Origin of the sequence: Cedecea sp. FDAARGOS_727, from assembly GCF_012273235.1 — a bacterium.
In the GTDB taxonomy this organism is placed as follows: domain Bacteria; phylum Pseudomonadota; class Gammaproteobacteria; order Enterobacterales; family Enterobacteriaceae; genus Cedecea; species Cedecea davisae.
Genome location: NZ_CP050966.1, coordinates 348,414 through 367,600, shown reverse-complemented (window position 1 = coordinate 367,600; position 19,187 = coordinate 348,414). Strand labels below are relative to the sequence as shown.

Genomic DNA, 19,187 nt, shown 5'->3' with positions numbered 1-19,187 from the left:
GTTGCTCCCGTCTGTCAGTATTGTTATTAATCGCCTTTTTTGGCGTTAAATAACCCTGTCACAAAATGAATTTATATTCAATAAAAATGTATTTTTATGTGTTATGGCATTACGGGAGGCCCCTTCAGATAGCCTGACGTAATCGTGAACCCAGTGAACCGCCCGGATGAAAGAGGGCGAAATCCTGACGACTGAAGCCCCGTTCCTGTAGCAGGGTTACGGCAAGGGCATCTCCGAGCACGAGGGCCAGCGTGGTGCTGCTGGTGGGAGCAAGATTAAGCGGGCAGCATTCCCTTGCCACCTGAGAAGAGATAACCACGTCGCTGTTTTTTGCCAGCGTGGACCCTGGGCCGCCGCAAATTGAAATAATCGGCAGGCCAATATGTTTAAGCGTCGGCAGCATATGGATAATTTCAGCGGTTTCACCGCTATTAGACAGGATAAGCATCACATCTTCACGGCTGACCCGGCCCAGGTCACCGTGTAGCGCCTCTGCCGGATGCAGGTAGAATGAAGCAGTGCCGGTACTGGAGAAGGTGGATGAAATCTTTTGTGCAATATAGCCGGGCTTGCCGATTGCGCAGGCGATAACTTTACCTGATATATTTAAAATTATTTTTATAGCTTCAGCGAATTGCTCATTAATATTAGTGGTTGCACTAATTATTACCTCTACCTCTTCCGTTAATACGTTACGGCCTCTATTAATTAGGTGCTGAGTTTTTATTTCATTATCCATCGTTATTTCCTTAAAATAGCCATTCTGATTATGCAATGCCCGGGCACCATACCATTTTATTTTCTGGTTTAGTGAATGAACTGTGAATTTGTGATTTTATTCACAACCACGTATTTAAAAAGCCGTTAGCTTAAAAATAGAGTGAAGCTAGCACTCAAAGAGAAAAAGTCATGACACGTTATTCTAAGGCGCAGAGGGTGCGTCGTATTATTGAAATGCTTAACGCTAATCAATCTATTACCATAAATCAGTTAGCTGAATACTTTACGGTTTCACATATGACGATTCGCCGTGATGTTGAGTCGTTGCAAAAAGTGGGGCGGGTAAAAGTTATATTTGGTGGGCAAGTCATTAGAGGTTTCATTAACGATAGCCCTGAATATAAAAGTAAGGCACAGGATAATATCGAGTGGAAAAAGTCGATTGCGCTTCAGGCTTATCAGCTATTGCAGCCAGGAGAAATAGTGTTTCTGGATGGCGGCACTACGGTAAAACAGCTGGCCTGGTTGATTGATATTCCACTAACGGTAATCACTAACGATATTTCTACTGCCTATATCCTGAATGATAAGCCGGATGTGAAGCTGATTATTTGCCCCGGTGAACTTGTAAGAGAAAGTCGTTCATCTTATTGCAGCGAAACTCTGCGCTATTTAAGTGACCACTATACCGATCTGGCTTTTATCGGTGCTGATGGCTTTGACGATAATTATGGGGCAATGACGACCACGCAAAGTAAAGCTGACTGTAAATGGATGGCGGTAAATCGCGCGGCAAAATCGGTGTTGCTGGTTGATGAGAGCAAAAGAAACGTGTTCTGCCATTACAAAATAGCCGATCTGGCTTGTTTTAATCAGGTCATCGTCAATAGCGAGCCGCTTATGACGTGATATTCATTCGATACAGAGAGGGAAGCACTGTGAAAGTTGCAATAATAGCGGACGATTTAACCGGCGCGAATGCTACCGCCGCGCTGCTGAGCGCCAGGGGGTTCACAACCATGACCTGCCTGGACACTCACGACGAAAAAGAAGCGCACTTTGACGTCATTTCGTTTTCCACCGACTCGCGCTCGGTTGCCGCCGCGGAAGCCTACCGGCGGGTTGCGGAGCGGATTGCCGGTATCAATCCCGAGCATACCTTAATCAGCAAGCGTATTGATTCAACCCTGCGCGGCAATATGGGAGCAGAGGTGGACGCGGTTATCGATAGCTTCCCGCATCTGATGGCCGTGGTGGTCCCCGTTTACCCGTCCAGCGGGCGTATTTGCGTAGGCGGTTCTCTGCTGGTGGATGGCATACCGCTGCAAAATACCGCCATGCGTAACGACCCAAAGAATCCAATGGTGGAATCTTCGGTGGTGGAGCTGTTCCGCCAGCAGACCAATAAAAACGTCGGCTATATCTGTTTGCGTGATGTGCTAAGCGGGGAAAATAATCTCAGTAAAAAACTCAGGGAGCTGTATCGCAACAACGTGCGAATTGTGGTTATTGACGCGACAACCGGAGACGATATTCTGCAAATCGCCCTGGCGGTGCAGAAAGCAAAACTGCCCTGTTTCTGTGTGGATCCTGGCGTCTTTACCGCCCAGCTGGCATGGATACGATTTTCTGCAGGCCAAAGAAGAACCAATAAAATTTTATTAGCCATCGGCAGCGTTTCAGACTTAACCCAGCGGCAAATAAAAAAGCTGCGCTATGAGCGTGAGGTCTATATTGAAACGCTATCACCCGAGCGTTTAATAGATATTTCGCTATTGCCGGAAAGTGCTGCTCCGTTGGTTGAAAGTCTTATTGATAAAACGCGCACCTTTGACGTTGTGGGAATCGACTCGGTTGAGGCGCCCGAGCATATTTGCTCGCTGGATAGGCTTGCCAGAAAATATGAAGTCGATAATCACGAAGTCAGCTGCATGATTAATCGTGGGATGGCCGAAGTGGTAGCCCAGGTTTTAATCAAAGAAAAATCACCGATTAGCGGTCTGTACGGCAGCGGCGGTGATGTCATGGTCAGTATTACCAAGCGCTTAAAAGGGCGCGGCGTAGTATTAAAAGATGAAGTTGAGCCTCTTACCGTCTACGGGAAATTAGTCGGCGGCCTGTCCGATGGCCTTCCCCTTATTACTAAAGGCGGCTTTGTAGGTAATGACGATACGCTGGTTCACTGCGTCGATTATTTAGTGACAAAAGTTTCAGGGAAAACGGAAGTCACAGAAGCTGTTTAAATATAAAAGGAGTTAATCATGAAACCGTTGGTTGTTATTCCAATGGGGGATGCTGCTGGCATCGGCCCAGAAATTACCGTTAAAACGCTGGCCTCAGAGGAGGCGAGAAAATATTCAAGAATGCTCGTTATCGGCAATAAAGCGGTACTGGAAGAGGCCGCAAAATTTTCTGGCGTACCGATATCAATTAATGCCATTGCCGGTGTTAACGACTATCTCGACGAGCCGGGGATAATGAATGTTATCGAAGTTGGCGAATTGGATCTGGCATTACTCAAGCCGGGTGAAATTCAGGGGCAATGCGGCAGGGCGGCATATGAGTGCATTGAAAAAGCGGCCAGTATGGCGCTGAGTGGGGAAGCCGATGCGGTAGCCACCACGCCAATAAACAAAGAGTCGCTTAAGGCGGGAGAGGTCAATTTTATCGGCCATACAGAGATTTTTGCCCACCTTACCGGCGCTCACGACCCGTTGACGCTTTTCCAGGTTCGCACGCTGCGGGTTTTCTTCCTGAGCCGCCACCTTTCTTTGGTTAAAGCCATCCAGAGCCTGACGCCTGAAAAAGTGTGTGATTACGCCGTGCGCTGCACGCGGGCATTGCAGCAGCTTGGCGTGCCTGAACCAAGGCTGGTAGTGGCCGCAATAAACCCTCACGGCGGGGAGCACGGCCTGTTTGGCCACGAAGATGATGAAATCCTTCTGCCGGGCATTGAGCTGGCGCGCGCGAAGGGTGTGATGATTGAGGGGCCAAAACCTGCCGACAGCGTGTTCCATTTTGCTTTGCAGGGCGCATGGGACGCGGTGCTTTCGCCGTATCACGACCAGGGGCACATCGCCACCAAAATGGTGGATTTTCACCGCACCATTTCAATCACCGGCGGTATGCCAATTCTGCGGACTTCGGTTGACCACGGTACAGCAAACGATATTGCCGGTAAGGGAATTGCCGATCCCGTTAGCCTGATTGAGGCCGTCAGGCTGGCCGCACTTTATGCCCCCGGGTACAAAAAATAATAGCGAGCGGCGGGCGTAACGGCTCGCCGCCTTAAGCGAGGTGAGTATGTCTGATAATCCAGTAACAACCGCATCGGCGGGAATAAGCCCCAGGCTGAAGGGGCTGTTGGTACTTTGTATCGGCTTAGTGATTTTTAATCTTGGCGGCACCGGCGAGGCGGAGTTAAACAGCTTCCGCGTCATCGGCGGCCTGCTGGTAGCCATCGCCGCACTGCTTTTCATGATCCTCAAAACGCGCATTCCGGCTTTTCCGGCGCTTATTATTGCGGCGGTTATCACCGGTTCATTGGGTGGCATGAAAAGTGAATTGATGATTGCCTCCATCACCAAAGGCTTCGGCGGGACGCTGGGCAACATCGGGATAGTTATCGGCTTTGGCGTGATGATGGGCTCGTTGCTTCAGATGAGCGGTGCATCAAAGCGCATGGCGCTTTCCTTCATCAACCTGTTGGGCAAGGGGCGTGAAGAGCTGGCGCTCGTGATGATCGGCCTGATTGTTTCCATGGCGGTATTTTGTGATTCCGCATTTATCGTCCTGGTGCCGCTGGTGAAGGCCATCTCGCGCTCAACCGGGAAATCGGTGGTGGGACTGGGAGCGACGTTAGCCGCCGGGCTGGTGATTAGCCATAGCATGATCCCGCCCGCGGTGGGGCCATTTGGCGTGGTATCGCAATTCAATATGCCTATCGGCAGCTTTATGCTGTGGAGCATGGTGGTGGCCGTTCCGGTGGCTATCGCTGGCTTCTTATATACCCGGCATCTGGGGAAAACCATTTTCCTGATGCCAACCGAAGACGGCAGCGGCTTTACCCGTGAGCGCCCGCAGGCAGGAGCCGAAACTACCCAGCAGGAGGAGGATCTGCCGGGGAAAGCTATCTCTTTTGCCCCGCTGTTAGTGCCGATCGTACTGATCCTGCTGGCGACCTTCCTGAAAGAATTTGGCTATCTCGCGAACGGCGGCGACTCCTGGCAGCACTCTGTAGCGCAGATGTTTGTCGCCGTTGGTCATCCGGTCACGGCGGTGGGGGCCGGTCTGTTGATTGCGATTATTGGCCTCGGTAGCCGCTACGATCGCAAAGAAGTGACCCTGAATATGGAAAATGCGATTCGCTCGGCGGGGATCATTTTCCTGGTGATTGGCGGCGGGGGAGCGCTTGGCATGGTGCTGCGTGATTCTGGCGCGGGGAATATGATTGCCGAATACATCATCCAGATTGGCGTGCCGGGCGTCCTTCTGCCGCTGGCGATCTCTACGCTGGTGCGTTTAATTCAGGGTTCCGGCACGGTAGCGATGATTACCGCCGCGAGTATTACTGCGCCCATGATTGGAACCTTAGGCGTTGACCCGATTATCGCCGGGCTTGGCTGTACGGTTGGCTCGTTTATGTTCTCCTACTTTAACGACGCCTACTTCTGGGTCGTTAACCGCTCGCTTGGAGTGACGGAGGTTCAGGAGCAAATTAAGGTATGGAGCATTACTTCGACGGTTCTCTGGGCGACCGGAGTTGTTACGCTGCTGCTGATTAATGCGCTGTTTTTCTAAGCTGAGTTGAGATTAAAAAGGGAACCCTTGGGATTCCCTTTTTGCTTAGCTGCGGCGTTCAAACGCCAGCGCCCTGCGCTCAACGAAGCGCATCAGCAGCGTCAGAAGTCCGTTAACAATCAGGTATACCAGACCGGCAGCGCCAAATACCGCCACGTCGTAGGTGCGCCCGTACAGCAGCTGGCCGTAGCCCATCACTTCCATCAGCGTGATGGTGTAAGCCAGAGAGGTACTTTTGAATACCAGCACCACTTCGTTGGAATAAGACGAGAGCGCGCGCTTAAAGGCGTAAGGCAGCAAAATTGCCAGCTGGTCCTTCTTGCTCATCCCCAATGCGCTGCACGACTGCCACTGACCTTCCGGAATGGCTCGAATGGCACCGTAAAACAGCTGCGTTGTATAAGCGGCGCTGTTAAGGGACAGGGCAATTAAAGCGCACAGCCAGGGTTCGGAAAGCAGGTGCCACAGCACCGGATAGTGCTGGAGCGACGGGAACTGACCCGGGCCGTAGTAAATCAGGAAGATCTGCACCAGCAGCGGGGTGCCGGTAAATAGCGTGATGTAGACCCGCACGATGTGTACCAGCCCCGGCGTTTTCAGCGTCAGAACGATGGTGAACAGCAGCGACAGCAGCAGGGCAACCGCAATGGAGGCGGCGGTCAGCGTCAGGCTGGTGTGCAGACCCTTCATCAGCTCCGGTAAATACTCGAGCATCAGCCTGGTCTCCGTTCAAAGCGCGTCGCACGCAGGTCTATCCTTTTCAGGATGTACTGGCTCAGCAGGGTGATAACGAGGTAGATAGCGGCGGCAATCACGTACCAGGTAAACGGCTCCTGGGTACGGGTGGCGATGCTTTTGGTTTGCAGCATCAGGTCGTTAACGCTGATAAGCGAAACCAGCGCGGTATCTTTTAACAACACCAGCCACTGGTTACCCAGCCCCGGCAGCGCGTGGCGCCACATCTGCGGCATCACCAGGCGGAAGAAGATCGCCGTTTTTGACAGCCCAAGCGCCTGGCCGGACTCCCATTGCCCCACCGGCACGGCTTTTAGCGCGCCGCGCAGCGTTTGCGAAGCGTAGGCCGAATAAAGCAGGGAGAGGGCAATCACGCCGCACAGGAACGGGCTGACGTCGAAGTTCTCAATCTGCATTTGTACCGGGAACGAGGCAAAGCCAAGGTTAACGGTAAAGCCGTCCGAAAGGGTGAGCAGCAGCTGGGAAGAGCCGAAATAGATAAACAGCACCACCAGAATTTCCGGCAGGCCGCGGAACAGCATCACCAGCGCCGAACCCGCCCATGCGACCGGGCGCCATTTGGCGGACTCCCAAACGGCAAACAGCATCGCCAGAACCAGGCCGACTATCAGGGCGCAAACGGCAAGGCCGACGGTCATCCCGGCGGCGCTTGCTAATGGAAACAATTCGTTCATCGAGTCGATTACTTCTGGAACCATTTGTCGTAGATGGCTTTGTAGGTGCCATCTTGTTTCACTTTATCCAGCGCGGCGTTGAATTTGCCTTGCAGGTCAGTGTTGCCCTGGCGCAGAGCGATGCCCAGGCCGGTGCCGAAGTAGTCTTTATCGGTCACTTTGTCGCCGACGGCGGACAGCTCAGGGCTGGCTTTCAGCCACTCGGTCACTACAGCGGTGTCGCCGAATACCGCATCAATACGACCATTTTGCAGATCCAGCTTCGCGTTCTGGTAGCTGTCGTAAGGCACGGTGGTGATTTCCGGGTGTTTATCGGTGATGTATTTCTGGTGAGTGGTGCCGTTCTGGATGCCCACTTTTTTGCCTTTCAGCGCGCTAATGTCGGCGAATTTGCCTTTCTGGCCAACGAACAGCGCCGAGTTATCGTAGTAAGGCTTAGTGAACAGAACCTGTTTTTCACGCTCAGGGGTGATATCCATCCCGGCCATAACCGCATCAACGCGGCGGAACTTCAGGCTTGGGATCAGGCTGTCAAAGGCCTGGTTGGTGAAGGTACAGGTGGCGTCGATCTGTTTGCACAGAGCGTTAGCCAGGTCGACGTCAAAGCCGACGATTTTGTTGTTGGCATCGATAGACTCAAACGGAGGGTAAGAGGCTTCGGTAGCAAAACGAATAGTCTGTGCGGCAGTAGCTGAAAGACTCAGGGTGGCTAAAAGCGTGGCCAGAAGAACTTTTTTCATTGTCGTTTTCCCGTTCAACATCAGTGTGAGAGATAGAATTTAAACGCATCGGTTTGCGGGTTGGCAAAGCAACTCGCATCACCTTGTTCGATGATATGGCCATTTTCCATATACACCACGCGGCTGGCGGTTTTACGCGCCACTTCCACTTCGTGGGTCACAATGACCTGAGTAATGTTGGTTTCCGCCAGCTCGCGAATAATGCTGACAATCTGGGCGGTAATTTCCGGGTCCAGCGCGGCCGTTGGCTCGTCGAACAGCAGGATCTGCGGTTCCATCATCAGCGCACGGGCGATGGCGACGCGCTGCTGCTGCCCGCCGGACAGGTGCAGCGGGTAGCGATCCATATACGGCTTCAGGCGCAGGCGCTCAAGCAGCTTATCGGCACGCTCACGCGCCTTGTCTTTGCTTAAGCCCAGAACGCGGCAGGGAGCTTCGATCAGGTTTTGCAGCACGGTGAGGTGCGGCCAGAGATTGTACTGCTGGAAGACCATGCCGACATTCTGACGCAGTTCGCGAATGGCTTTGTCGCCAGGCGTTCTGGAGAAGTCGAATTCATTGCCCGCAATGCTGAGCTTGCCGGAGCGCGGCATCTCCAGCAGGTTGAGTACGCGCAGCAGAGAGCTTTTGCCTGCACCGCTTGGGCCAAGCAACACCAGCGTCTCGCCCTGCGGGCAATTTAGTGTGATGTCGAACAGCGCCTGGTGGGCACCGTAGAAGCAATTAATGCCGTTTAGTTGAATACTCATGCGATGCAGTTGAATAGCGATTGAGGCCGCAAAGGTTACCTTTAACAGAATAGTTATGCAATCTTTGTGCGTTAAAACTTAAAAAGAACTGCTTTTATGGTTTAAAAATAGCACAAAATCGCGGGGCGGGTGGTAGCTAAGTATAAACGTCGGCATTCTGAAATAATGCCAGATTATTTACAGGGGTTATGTTTTTTCCACCCGCCATCCGTAAGCGAAAATTGCCGTTATTGGCCTTCGATTGCCTGGCGCAGGCTGCCGGTCGGCGCGTGGCTTGTCGCGCCGAGATAGCGCACATCATCCACCGTCCAGCACTGCCCTTCGCGAGTCATCAGAACTTCATCTTTCCAGGTCTGGCTGCCGCGGGTCAGCTCTACGCGCAGCGGAATATTGCGGGCGTCGGTATTGGGGATCGTTGAAGCCGAGGCGACGCTGGCCTTGTCCGGTCCCTCAGACTGGCTGGAGAAGATGTCGCTGCGGGCGAAGGCGCTTTGCGCCGTGGACGAGGTGCTGGCTTTTTGTAACTGCTGGAACAGCGAGTCGCTGAGGTAAGGGCGCAGCGCGGCGACCGAACTCAGGCCTTCGCCTTTATGCGCGATACGGTAGTCGTAGAACTGCTGAGCGACCTCATCAGGCCCGCCGTTTATGCAGGGGCCGCTGCGGGTGCCGATGTCTTTAAAGGCCGGAGTGACGGTGGTACATGCCGAGAGCACCAGGGCACAGGGGAGAAGAAGCAAAGCTGAGCTGCGCATTTTTATTTCCTTATTTTCTCAGGAGGACTACCTTAGCATAGCGTATTGGCTCAAAATCGCGTGGCGATTGCCGGTCTAACACATTGATGGCAAAGAAGAGGAGAACGTGATGCAGTTTACAACGACGCCGGGCCTGGAAGGCCAAACCATTACCGAATACTGCGGCGTGGTGACCGGGGAGGCGATTCTCGGGGCCAACATTTTCCGCGATTTTTTTGCCGGGGTGCGCGACATCGTGGGCGGCCGCTCCGGCGCGTACGAAAAAGAGCTGCGCAAGGCTCGTGATATCGCGTTTCGTGAAATCCAGCAGCAGGCCGAAAGCCTGGGCGCTAACGCAGTTGTTGGCATTGATATTGATTATGAAACCGTGGGCAAGGACGGCAGCATGCTGATGGTCTGCGTCAGCGGAACGGCGGTGAAAACGCAAAAATGAAAGCAAGGATTTTAGCGCTCGGCCTGGCGCTGCTGCTGGCAGGTTGTGCGGGCCAACAAGGAATTGTCGATCACGGCAGCTATAAAGTTGATACCCGCCATCAGGCGCAGGCGGCTTACCCGCGGGTGAAAATACTGGTGATTCACTACACGGCGGACGATTTCCCGGGGTCGCTCTCCACGCTCACCGACCGCAACGTCAGCTCTCATTATCTCATTCCTGCTAACCCACCTCTGTCCGGCGGCAAGCCCGTTATTTGGCAACTGGTGCCTGAAGAACAACTGGCCTGGCACGCGGGAATAAGCTTCTGGCGCGGTGCAACGCGCATCAACGATACGTCGGTTGGCATCGAACTTGAGAATCAGGGCTACACCCGGGAAGGGGCGGTTCAGCGATTTTATCCTTTTAACCCGCCGCAAATTGCCGTGCTGGAGTCTCTGGCTCGGCAGATTATTGCCCGCTATAACATTGCCCCGCAAAACGTGGTGGCCCACGGGGATATTGCTCCCCAGCGTAAGGTTGACCCCGGCCCGCTATTTCCGTGGCAGCAGCTGGCCGAAAAAGGTATTGGTGCCTGGCCGGATGCGGCTCGTGTAGCTTTTTATCTCAACGGGCGTAGCCCGTATCAGCCGGTGGAGAAAGCGAACCTGCTGGATTTGCTGTCTCGTTATGGTTACCAGGTGACGCCGGGAATGAGCGAGGAGGAGCAAAAGCGGGTGATTGTTGCCTTCCAGATGCACTTCCGCCCGGCCAACTATAGCGGCGAGGCGGATGCACAAAGCCAGGCGATTGCCGAGGCGCTGCTCGAGAAATACGGGCAGGCTTAACCGCGGTGCAGCGTGCCGTGGTCTTTTAGCCACAGCGCGGTGCGCCGGATCCCCTCATCCAACGTGATGATGGGCTGGTAGCCCAGCTCCGTTTCCGCGCGGGTGGTGTCCAGGGTTAAATCGAAGTTCAGCTTGGAGACGCCGTAGTGGGTGAGCGCCGGCTCTTTGGCTGACTTATTGCCGAAGTGCTCAAGGCTGCGGGCGATAATATCCAGCATCGGGTAAGGCACCGAGCGAATGCGGCATTTGATGCCCAGCTCGTCTATCAGCTTCTGGACGATGGTGCGCAGCGGGCGAGCTTCCATATTTGTGATGTTATATGCGCGCCCGGAAGGCAGGTCGCCCTTCTGGGTGGCCAGCCACATCGCATGTACCGCGTTTTCCAGGTAAGTCATATCTACCAGCGCATCGCCGCCACGCGGCAGCAGCACGCTACCGTAATGGCGCATCATCTGCACCAGTCGCGGGAAGAACACTTTATCGTGCGGGCCGAACAGGCTTTGCGGGCGCAGAATGGTAAAACGCGTGTTGGGGTTAGCCTGCGCCAGCAGCTGAATGACCTCTTCGCTGGCGGCCTTGCTGCGGGCAAATTCGTTAGCAAAGCGTACCGGGCGAAAATCTTCTTTGATGTTGCGGTGATGGTGGTAGTCAAAGTAGAGCGACGGCGACGAGATATGAATAAAGTCGCGTACGCCCCAGGCCACGGCCCATTCGCCCAGGCGGCGGGTTGCGCGCACGTTGGCGAGGTCAAAGGCCTGCTGCGTGCCCCACGGTGAGGTAAAGCTTGAGCAGTGCCAGAGCGTGTCGACATCCGCAAGCATCACTTTTGCCTGCGAGGAGACCAGCTCCGTCAGATCGGCATGAACAAACTCGGCGCCCATTTTTTGCAGCAGTTTGCCCATGGCTTCGTTTCGCCCGGTTGCCCGCACGCTGACGCCTCTGGCGCGTAAGTATTCGACCGCGTTTCGGCCTAAACCGCTGGTTGCGCCCGTGACCAGTACCTTCATGTCGACCAACTCGTTATATTTAAGATTAACGCTGCGCATTTTTCCGTGAAACGGCGGCGCATGCAATGGGAAGACTGAAAGATTCGGAGCTAACCTTACCTTTTGATCGAGTTTTGTTCCGCTAAATGAACAATTCGCCGCGCCATGCCCTTAAAGATAAACAAATGGGCGGGGATCATCACCAGCCAGTAGAGCAAACCGGCGCAGCCGTGCGGGTGCCACCAGGCCCTGACGTCTAGCTTGCGCTGGTTGCCGTCATCCTGCAGCGTAAAGGAGAGTCGGCCCAGCCCCGGCGCTTTCATACCAAATAATAGCGTAAGCTCTTTTTCAGGCTCGGCAATAATCACTTTCCAGCTATCCACGCTGTCGCCCACCTCAAGCAAAGGTCTGTCCGGGCGGCCTTTTGCCAGCTTATGGCCGACGGCGAGATCCATAAGCGCGCGGGTTTTCCACAGCGCATTGCCAAAGAAATACCCCTCTTTACCGCCTAATTGATTAATAACCTGCCATAACTCACGGGCGCTGGCGTGGGTGGTCAGCGTGCAGCCAGCCTGTTTAGCGAAGAAACCATAGTCGGGCCGCCAGCGGGCAAAAGCCTGGGCGTCGTAGCCCCAGTCCTGAGAGTTGGCGAGCTTGTGCTCGTTAGCCAGCGTCAGGCGCACGGCATCGTCAAAGTCGATAAGCTGCTGGGGGATAAGCTCGCGCAGGCTGCGGTCGTCCGCCAGCAGGTCGTGCTCAAGGCCCTGAATCAGCGCCCTGGCAATACCCGGCGGCACGGAGGTGATGACGTTCAGAAACCAGACCGAAATCCAGCTGGTGGGCAGAGGAATCGGGATAAGCGGGCGACGGCGGCCGCTGACGGCCATAAAGCGCTCGAACTGCCGCTGGTAGCTGAGCACTTCCGGGCCTGCCGCCTCGAATAAGCGATGTTCGGTTGCCGGGTGGTCCAGCAGCGCCACCAGGTAATAAAGCAAGTTATCAAGCGCGATGGGCGAGGTTCTGGAACGCACCCAGCGCGGCGGCGTGAGCACCGGCAGGTTGTAAACCATGTCGCGCATCACTTCAAACGCGGCTGAGCCAGCGCCGACGATTATCCCCGCCCGCAGCTCGGTTACCGGTACGCCGGAATCACGCAGAATATCAGCGGTAATTTGCCGTGCCAGCAGGTGTTTTGAATGCGTATCTCCGCTCTTCGCCTGTAGCGAGCTGAGGAAAATAATTTGTTTAACCGGATGTTCGGTTAGCGCATCCCGCAGGTTGAGCGCCGCCTGGCGTTCGAACTCTACAAAATCGCCGCCGTCTCCCATGCTGTGGATCAGGTAATAAAGCGTATCCACGCCTTCCAGCAGCGCGCCCAGCCGGTGCGGCCAGCGTAAATCAATGTGGCGGCATTCTACGCCGGGCCACGGCTGTTTCTTCAGCCAGTCAATGCGGCGGGCAGCGGCGGTAACGTGATGCCCGCCCGCTGCCAGCATAGGCACCAGATGTTGGCCAATATAGCCGCTGGCGCCAAGTACCAAAATCCTTTGAGGTTCAGCCATCGTCCCTGACTCCCGGTTAATTCTGGAGGAAGGCGCGCCAGTGGGCGACAACTTCGGCCAGTTGGCTGCGGCTAACGTCCAGATGCGTCACCAGGCGAGTGGCAGGGCCAGCGCTAATGATGACGCCGCGCTCGCGCATATAAGGGCCAAGATCTTCGGCTTCTTCTGCCGTCATGCGAACAAACACCATATTGGTGTCCTGGCGCATGACGTCTACGCCGATTTCACGCAGCTCACCCGCCAGCCAGTGGGCGTTATCGTGATCTTCCTTCAGACGTTCAACATTGTTTTTCAGAGCATACAGCCCGGCAGCCGCCAGAATGCCAGCCTGACGCATACCGCCGCCGGTCATCTTGCGCCAGCGCACGGCACGCTTGATGTACGCTTTGCTGCCGACCAGCAGGGAGCCTACCGGCGTGCCGAGGCCTTTTGACAGGCAGATAGTGAAGCTGTCGCAGTAGCGGGTAATATCTTCCAGCTGGCAGCCGTAAGAAACGACGGCGTTAAAGATACGTGCGCCGTCAACGTGCAGCGCCAGGTTGTGCTTGCGGGTGAACTCCCAGGCCTGCTGGAGATATTCACGCGGCAGAACTTTGCCGTTATGGGTGTTTTCGAGGCTGAGCAATTTGGTACGGGCGAAGTGAATATCGTCCGGTTTGATCTTCGCCGCGACTTTATCAAGCGGCAGAGTGCCGTCGCGATCTGCTTCGATAGGCTGAGGCTGAATGCTGCCGAGAACCGCCGCGCCGCCCGCTTCGTAAAGGTAGTTATGCGCGGCCTGACCAACGATGTACTCTTCGCCGCGTTCGCAGTGACTCAGTAACGCCACCAGATTTGCCTGGGTACCGGTCGGTAAGAACAACGCCGCTTCTTTACCGCTGATTTTGGCCGCGTATTCCTGAAGTTCGTTAACGGTTGGGTCATCGCCGTAAACATCATCCCCGGTCGGGGCGGCAATCATTTGTTCCAGCATTTCGCGGGAAGGACGGGTAACGGTATCGCTGCGTAAATCGATCATGGCGGGTCCTTATTCGGGAGGAAGCGCCCGGAGCTTCTTTGCCGGGCGCTGATGGCAACCTTCTGTTTTACCGGAACCAGTTGGTTTTCGCCAGTTCGATAACTTCGTCGCCCCTCCCGCTGATGATGGCGCGCAGCATGTACAGGCTGAACCCTTTGGCCTGTTCAAGTTTGATTTGCGGGGGAATGGCCAGCTCTTCTTTCGCCACCACAACGTCAACCAATACCGGGCCGTCGGTACTGAAAGCCTGTTCGAGCGCCGAATTCAGATCTTCCGGTTTTTCAACGCGAATGCCGGTAATACCGCAGGCTTCGGCGATGCGGGCAAAGTTGGTGTCCTGTAGTTCGGTGCCGTCGGTAAGGTAGCCTCCGGCTTTCATCTCCATTGCGACAAAGCCGAGCACGCTATTGTTAAACACCACGATTTTGATCGGGAGCTTCATTTGCGCCACGGACAGGAAGTCGCCCATCAGCATGCTGAAGCCGCCGTCGCCGCACATCGCCACTACCTGGCGGTCCGGCGCGGTGGCTTTAGCGCCCAGCGCCTGCGGCATAGCGTTAGCCATTGAACCGTGGTTGAACGAGCCGAGCAGGCGGCGCTTGCCGTTCATCTTCAGGTAGCGTGCCGCCCAGACGGTAGGCGTGCCTACGTCGCAGGTGAAAATGGCGTCGTCCGCCGCATAATGGCTGATTTGCTGTGCCAGATATTGAGGGTGAATCTGCTTGCCTTCGCTCGGTTTAGCCAGCTCGTCCAGCCCTTCGCGAGCCTTGCGGTAATCCTCCAGCGCTTTGTCGAGGAAGCCGCGGTCGGTTTTTTCTTCCAGCAGCGGCAATAGAGTGCCAAGCGTGGCTTTGATATCGCCCACCAGCGCCATATCCACCTTACTGTGCGCCCCGATGCTGCCGGGATTGATATCGATCTGGATGATTTTGGCATCCGTTGGGTAGAACGCCCGGTAAGGGAACTGGGTGCCGAGCAGGACTAGCGTGTCGGCGTTCATCATGGTGTGGAAGCCGGAAGAGAAACCGATTAGCCCGGTCATGCCGACATCGTAAGGGTTGTCGTACTCAACGTGCTCCTTGCCGCGCAGGGCGTGAACAATGGGAGCTTTTAGCGTGGCGGCCAGCTGTAACAGCTCTTCGTGCGCCCCGGCGCAGCCGCTACCGCACATCAGGGCGATATTGCTGTTGTAGCGCAGCAGCTGAGCCAGTTTTTTCAACTCATCGTGATGCGGGACGACAACCGGCTGCGGAGCCGGATACCAGTTTGTGGTAGCGGTTTCCGGGGCGAGCTTGAGCGCCACATCCCCCGGCAGCACGACCACGGAGACGCCGCGGTTGAGCACGGCTTTACGCATGGCAATCGCCAGCACCTGCGGAATTTGCTCCGGGGAGGAGACCAGCTCGCAGTAGTGGCTGCATTCGCGGAACAGCTCTTCGGGGTGGGTTTCCTGGAAATAGCCGCTGCCGATTTCGCTGGAGGGAATATGTGCCGCAATAGCCAGCACCGGCACGCGGTTGCGGTGGCAGTCATAAAGCCCGTTAATCAGGTGCAGGTTGCCCGGCCCGCAGGAGCCAGCGCAGACCGCCAGTTCGCCGGTAAGGTGCGCTTCGGCCCCGGCGGCAAAGGCGGCGACTTCTTCATGCCGCGTTGGCATCCATTTTATCGTGCCCATACGGTTAAGGCTGTCGCTGAGCCCGTTAAGCGAGTCCCCGGTGACGCCCCAAATACGTTTGACGCCCGCGCTCTCAAGAGTTTTGGCCAGCCAGGCCGCTACGGTTAGTTTCATCGGTTTTCCTTGTCCAGGGTGATAGCGCTTACAAGCTTAGTTCAAATCCCGGTAAGGGCCGGTAAAACCCTGCCAGAAACTGGGGCTATTTGTTACCGAATATTAAGTGTAAATTATTCTCGTTATCATTTTAAAAGGGTGGCAATTCATATGGTTACTAAATTGTTAAATGCAGTGAATGGCGCGCTAAATAAAGACGATCTGGGAAAATTATTGCTGCGCCTGGCGGTAGGTGGGCTGATGCTTTTCCACGGCCTGCACAAGCTATTTGGCGGCGTGGGCGGGATTAAAGGCATGTTGGCCTCGCACGGCGTGCCGGAATTTGTTGCTTATGGCGTGCTGCTGGGAGAAGTTCTTGCGCCGCTGTTTATCATCCTGGGGATCCTGACGCGGCTGTCTGCGCTCGGTCTGGCCTGTACGATGATTGTTGCCTGGCTGTTGGTGGGCGTGGGTGAAACCTTTATGCTGGATAAAACCGGAGCCTGGGGCATTGAAAGCCTGATGTACTTCTTCCTCGGGGCGCTGGCGATTGCCTTCTGCGGGGCGGGGCGCTACTCGCTGGCCGGGAAGTCAGCCTGGCGGTAGGGGAAAAAGAGGCGCTCCTTTGAGCGCCTCAGTTATTTTAGGCCAGAACCAAATCGCCCTGCGGCTGGCAGGAGCAGGCCAGCACGTAGCCGTCGGCAATCTCTTCTTCGGTTAAGGTCATGGTGCTGGTGACGCTATAGTCGCCGGAAATAACCTTCGTTTTACAGCAGCCGCAGACGCCAGCGCGGCAGGCGGCATTCACCGGTACGCTGTTGCTTTCCAGCGCAGTCAGCAGCGTGCTGCCCACCGGCGCGTAAAATTCACGCATTGGCTGGAGTGTCATAAATTTCAGGCCGCCTTGTGCCGGAGCGGAGGCCGGCGTGAAGAATTTCTCCTGGTAAAACGCCGTAACGCCAAGCTGCTTCACCTCGCGTTCAACCAGCTCCATATAAGGCGCCGGGCCGCAGGTCATGACTGTGCGTGCGGCAATATCCGGCACGGCAGCCAGAAGCTCGCGGCTCAATCTCCCGGAGATAAATCCGTGAGCGGCGTTGGTCTCGGCTACCAGCGTGACCGGATAGTTACGCCATTCGTCGGCAAAAATTACGTCCTGAGGCGAGCGTACATTGTAAATCACCTGTACATCCGCCTGCGGGCGATGTTTCGCCAGCCAGCGTCGCATTGCCATAATCGGGGTTACGCCGCAGCCCGCCGCCATCAGGAGATAGCTATCGGCGGCGATATTTTCGCAGCTAAATTCCCCCTGCGCTTCGGAAAGCCACAGATAGTCACCGACTTTTACTTCTCCGGTCAGCCACTGTGAACCCGCGCCGCCGTCGATGCGGCGCACCGTCAGGGTGATGAATTCACTCAGGCCCGGCGTGGAAGAGAGCGTGTAAGCCCTCAACGTTTCGCTGCCGTTGCGAACGCTTACCAGGGCGTACTGTCCGGCTTTGTAAGGATAAAAGTCGTGATTAATCAGCGACAACGTCCAGACGTCCTGCGTCTCCTGGTGAATATGGTGTACCTGCATGCGGTAAGGACAAAGCGGCGTTGGCATGGTCATAGCAGTTCCTCAGGCGCTCATTAACTGTTGGATATCTTGCTCAACGGTGGTGATGGCGCGCAGGCCAAATTTCTCGTTAAGCACCGCCAGCAGGTTTGGCGTGAGGAAGCCCGGCGCGGTTGGACCGGTCACAATATTGGTCACGCCGAGAGACAGCAGGGTCAGCAGAATAACGATCGCTTTTTGCTCGAACCAGGAAAGTACCAGGCTGAGCGGCAGGTCGTTGACGCCGCAGCCCAGTTTCTCTGCGAGAGTCACAGCCAGAATGATTGCCGAGTAGGCGTCGTTGCACTGGCCTGCATCGACCAGGCGCGGCAGGCCTTCAATGTTGCCGAAGTCCAGCTTGTTAAAGCGGTACTTGCCGCAGGCGAGGGTGAGGATCAGGCAGTCCTGCGGCACGCTGGTGGCGAAGTCGGTGAAATAGTTACGTTCCCCGCGCGCGCCGTCGCAGCCGCCCACCAGGAAAATGTGGCGCAGTTTTTCGCGGCTCACCAGGTCGATGAGCGTGTCGGCCGCGCCCAGCAGGGTCTGACGGCCAAAGCCGACGGTTATCAGATGTTCGATTTCGCTATACGGGAAGCCAGCCATCTGCTGAGCCTGGGCAATCACCGGGCCGAAGTTATCTCCTTCGAGGTGGCTGACGCCCGGCCAGCCGACGATGCTGCGGGTCCAGATACGGTCGTCATAAGCGCCGACGGTTGGGTCGATGATGCAGTTGGAGGTCATCACGATTGGGCCAGGGAAGCGGGCGAATTCGCTTTGCTGATTCTGCCAGCCGCTGCCGTAGTTGCCGACCAGATGTTTAAATTTACGCAGTTCTGGGTAGCCGTGCGCGGGCAACATTTCACCGTGGGTATAGACGTTGACGCCGGTGCCTTCCGTTTGCTCCAGCAGGTTGTAGAGGTCTTTGAGGTCGTGGCCGGAAATCAGAATACACTTGCCTGCCACCGGGCGCACGTTGACCTGAGTCGGCGTTGGGTGGCCGTATTTGTCGGTTTCGCCGCGATCCAGGATGCTCATCACTTTGAAGTTCATCTGGCCGATTTCCATCGAGCACTCCAGCAGAGCACCCATATCCGCAGGCCAGGTACCGAGCCAGGCCATAATTTTGTGGTATTCGGCATAGATTTCGTTGTCGTACTGGCCGAGGACGTGCGCGTGCTCCATGTAGGCGGCGGCACCTTTCATGCCGTACAGGCACAGCAGACGCAGGCCCAGAATATCTTCCCCGATGGCGGCTTTGTCGCGGTTTGGGGTGAATTCAGCCGCCTGGCGTTGCAGGTCGCCGAGATCGCTGCTGACCAACTGAAGGTCGGCCATTGGGTTGGCAACGGTTGCCGCCGGGTCAACGGCTAAGGTGCGGCTTTTGAGGGTTTCGCGCATGGCGATGGCGTCGCGCGCGTAGCCGACGATGCGAGCGGAGTCGAAGTTAACGTTGGTCAGCGTGGAGAAGAAGGCGCGAGGGGCGAAGTTATCAATATCATGATCGATAATTCCGCGTTCACGAGCGGCAACCGCCCAGGCGGAAAGCCCCTGCAAAGTGGCGATCAGCAGATCCTGCAGATCTGAAGTCTGAGCCGTTTTGCCGCAGACGCCCTGAGCGTAAGCGCAGCCGTCGCCCGCTGGGGTACGGATAGTTTGTTCGCATTGCACACAAAACATAATCACACCTTAAAGTTATATTTAGAATACATGTTTAAGGTTAGAGCGAGCTTTATAAGCTGAAAAGGACTTTTTGGCGCAACTTAAAAGGAGCTTGATGTAGCTCAATTTTGGCGGTAGCGGACTAC

The 19,187-nt window shown here is 55.6% G+C and carries 19 protein-coding genes; 7 read left to right on the top strand and 12 right to left on the bottom strand.

The window, feature by feature from the left end:
- Nucleotides 1-124: 124 nt before the first annotated feature.
- Nucleotides 125-739, bottom strand: a complete 615-nt coding sequence (locus FOC35_RS01755; RefSeq protein ID WP_254065345.1) for an SIS domain-containing protein — start codon at nt 737-739, stop codon at nt 125-127.
- A 170-nt stretch (nt 740-909) separates the two neighbouring features.
- Here FOC35_RS01755 and FOC35_RS01750 point away from each other — a divergent pair, with 170 nt between their 5' ends.
- The 4 genes from FOC35_RS01750 to FOC35_RS01735 are packed head-to-tail and all read left to right on the top strand — an operon-like array spanning nt 910 to nt 5,520.
- Complete coding sequence (locus FOC35_RS01750; RefSeq protein WP_016535570.1) at nt 910-1,629, top strand: DeoR/GlpR family DNA-binding transcription regulator; 720 nt, start codon at nt 910-912, stop codon at nt 1,627-1,629.
- Nucleotides 1,630-1,658: 29 nt separating this feature from the next.
- Nucleotides 1,659-2,963 (top strand): four-carbon acid sugar kinase family protein, encoded by a 1,305-nt coding sequence (locus tag FOC35_RS01745; protein ID WP_254065344.1) that lies wholly within the window; start codon nt 1,659-1,661, stop codon nt 2,961-2,963.
- 18 nt (nt 2,964-2,981) lie between these two features.
- Complete coding sequence (gene pdxA, locus FOC35_RS01740; RefSeq protein ID WP_172567961.1) at nt 2,982-3,977, top strand: 4-hydroxythreonine-4-phosphate dehydrogenase PdxA; 996 nt, start codon at nt 2,982-2,984, stop codon at nt 3,975-3,977.
- Nucleotides 3,978-4,023: 46 nt separating this feature from the next.
- Nucleotides 4,024-5,520, top strand: coding sequence for a GntP family permease (locus tag FOC35_RS01735; protein WP_016535573.1), 1,497 nt, complete (start codon nt 4,024-4,026; stop codon nt 5,518-5,520).
- A gap of 45 nt (nt 5,521-5,565) precedes the next feature.
- Here FOC35_RS01735 and artM read toward each other — a convergent pair whose 3' ends face one another.
- The 5 genes from artM to FOC35_RS01710 all read right to left on the bottom strand — a co-directional run bounded on the left by artM (nt 5,566) and on the right by FOC35_RS01710 (nt 9,191).
- Complete coding sequence (artM, locus tag FOC35_RS01730) at nt 5,566-6,234, bottom strand: arginine ABC transporter permease ArtM (protein ID WP_016535574.1); 669 nt, start codon at nt 6,232-6,234, stop codon at nt 5,566-5,568.
- Complete coding sequence (artQ, locus tag FOC35_RS01725; RefSeq protein WP_039898033.1) at nt 6,234-6,950, bottom strand: arginine ABC transporter permease ArtQ; 717 nt, start codon at nt 6,948-6,950, stop codon at nt 6,234-6,236. Before artQ ends, artM begins: the two co-directional genes overlap by 1 nt.
- Nucleotides 6,951-6,958: 8 nt before the next feature.
- Nucleotides 6,959-7,690, bottom strand: coding sequence for an arginine ABC transporter substrate-binding protein (artJ, locus tag FOC35_RS01720; RefSeq protein ID WP_172567960.1), 732 nt, complete (start codon nt 7,688-7,690; stop codon nt 6,959-6,961).
- Between the two features lie 20 nt (nt 7,691-7,710).
- Nucleotides 7,711-8,439 carry an arginine ABC transporter ATP-binding protein ArtP gene (gene artP / locus FOC35_RS01715; protein ID WP_016535577.1) on the bottom strand — a complete coding sequence of 243 codons (729 nt, stop codon included), beginning with the start codon at nt 8,437-8,439 and terminating at the stop codon, nt 7,711-7,713.
- Between the two features lie 227 nt (nt 8,440-8,666).
- Nucleotides 8,667-9,191 carry a lipoprotein gene (locus FOC35_RS01710; protein WP_016535578.1) on the bottom strand — a complete coding sequence of 175 codons (525 nt, stop codon included), beginning with the start codon at nt 9,189-9,191 and terminating at the stop codon, nt 8,667-8,669.
- A 109-nt stretch (nt 9,192-9,300) separates the two neighbouring features.
- Here FOC35_RS01710 and FOC35_RS01705 point away from each other — a divergent pair, with 109 nt between their 5' ends.
- Together FOC35_RS01705 and FOC35_RS01700 are read left to right on the top strand one after the other, a co-directional pair.
- Complete coding sequence (locus tag FOC35_RS01705) at nt 9,301-9,624, top strand: heavy metal-binding domain-containing protein (RefSeq protein ID WP_016535579.1); 324 nt, start codon at nt 9,301-9,303, stop codon at nt 9,622-9,624.
- Nucleotides 9,621-10,451 (top strand): N-acetylmuramoyl-L-alanine amidase, encoded by an 831-nt coding sequence (locus tag FOC35_RS01700; protein WP_172567959.1) that lies wholly within the window; start codon nt 9,621-9,623, stop codon nt 10,449-10,451. Before FOC35_RS01705 ends, FOC35_RS01700 begins: the two co-directional genes overlap by 4 nt.
- Here the strand turns inward: FOC35_RS01700 and FOC35_RS01695 are convergent.
- The 4 genes from FOC35_RS01695 to poxB all read right to left on the bottom strand — a co-directional run bounded on the left by FOC35_RS01695 (nt 10,448) and on the right by poxB (nt 15,806).
- Complete coding sequence (locus FOC35_RS01695; RefSeq protein WP_039899162.1) at nt 10,448-11,458, bottom strand: NAD(P)-dependent oxidoreductase; 1,011 nt, start codon at nt 11,456-11,458, stop codon at nt 10,448-10,450. The genes FOC35_RS01700 and FOC35_RS01695 overlap by 4 nt on opposite strands.
- A gap of 95 nt (nt 11,459-11,553) precedes the next feature.
- The gene (locus FOC35_RS01690) at nt 11,554-12,999 is read right to left on the bottom strand and encodes an SDR family oxidoreductase (RefSeq protein WP_172567958.1); all 1,446 of its coding nucleotides are present in this window, start codon (nt 12,997-12,999) and stop codon (nt 11,554-11,556) included.
- Between the two features lie 16 nt (nt 13,000-13,015).
- Entirely contained in the window at nt 13,016-14,017 is a 1,002-nt protein-coding gene (gene ltaE / locus FOC35_RS01685; protein WP_172567957.1) for a low-specificity L-threonine aldolase, read from the bottom strand.
- 67 nt (nt 14,018-14,084) lie between these two features.
- Complete coding sequence (gene poxB, locus FOC35_RS01680) at nt 14,085-15,806, bottom strand: ubiquinone-dependent pyruvate dehydrogenase (protein ID WP_172567956.1); 1,722 nt, start codon at nt 15,804-15,806, stop codon at nt 14,085-14,087.
- Between the two features lie 150 nt (nt 15,807-15,956).
- Between poxB and FOC35_RS01675 the strand changes: the two genes are divergently transcribed.
- Complete coding sequence (locus FOC35_RS01675; protein ID WP_016535585.1) at nt 15,957-16,391, top strand: DoxX family protein; 435 nt, start codon at nt 15,957-15,959, stop codon at nt 16,389-16,391.
- A gap of 37 nt (nt 16,392-16,428) precedes the next feature.
- Here FOC35_RS01675 and hcr read toward each other — a convergent pair whose 3' ends face one another.
- Nucleotides 16,429-17,397 carry an NADH oxidoreductase gene (gene hcr, locus FOC35_RS01670; protein WP_172567955.1) on the bottom strand — a complete coding sequence of 323 codons (969 nt, stop codon included), beginning with the start codon at nt 17,395-17,397 and terminating at the stop codon, nt 16,429-16,431.
- A 9-nt stretch (nt 17,398-17,406) separates the two neighbouring features.
- Nucleotides 17,407-19,059, bottom strand: a complete 1,653-nt coding sequence (hcp, locus tag FOC35_RS01665) for a hydroxylamine reductase (protein ID WP_172567954.1) — start codon at nt 19,057-19,059, stop codon at nt 17,407-17,409.
- Nucleotides 19,060-19,187: the final 128 nt, after the last annotated feature.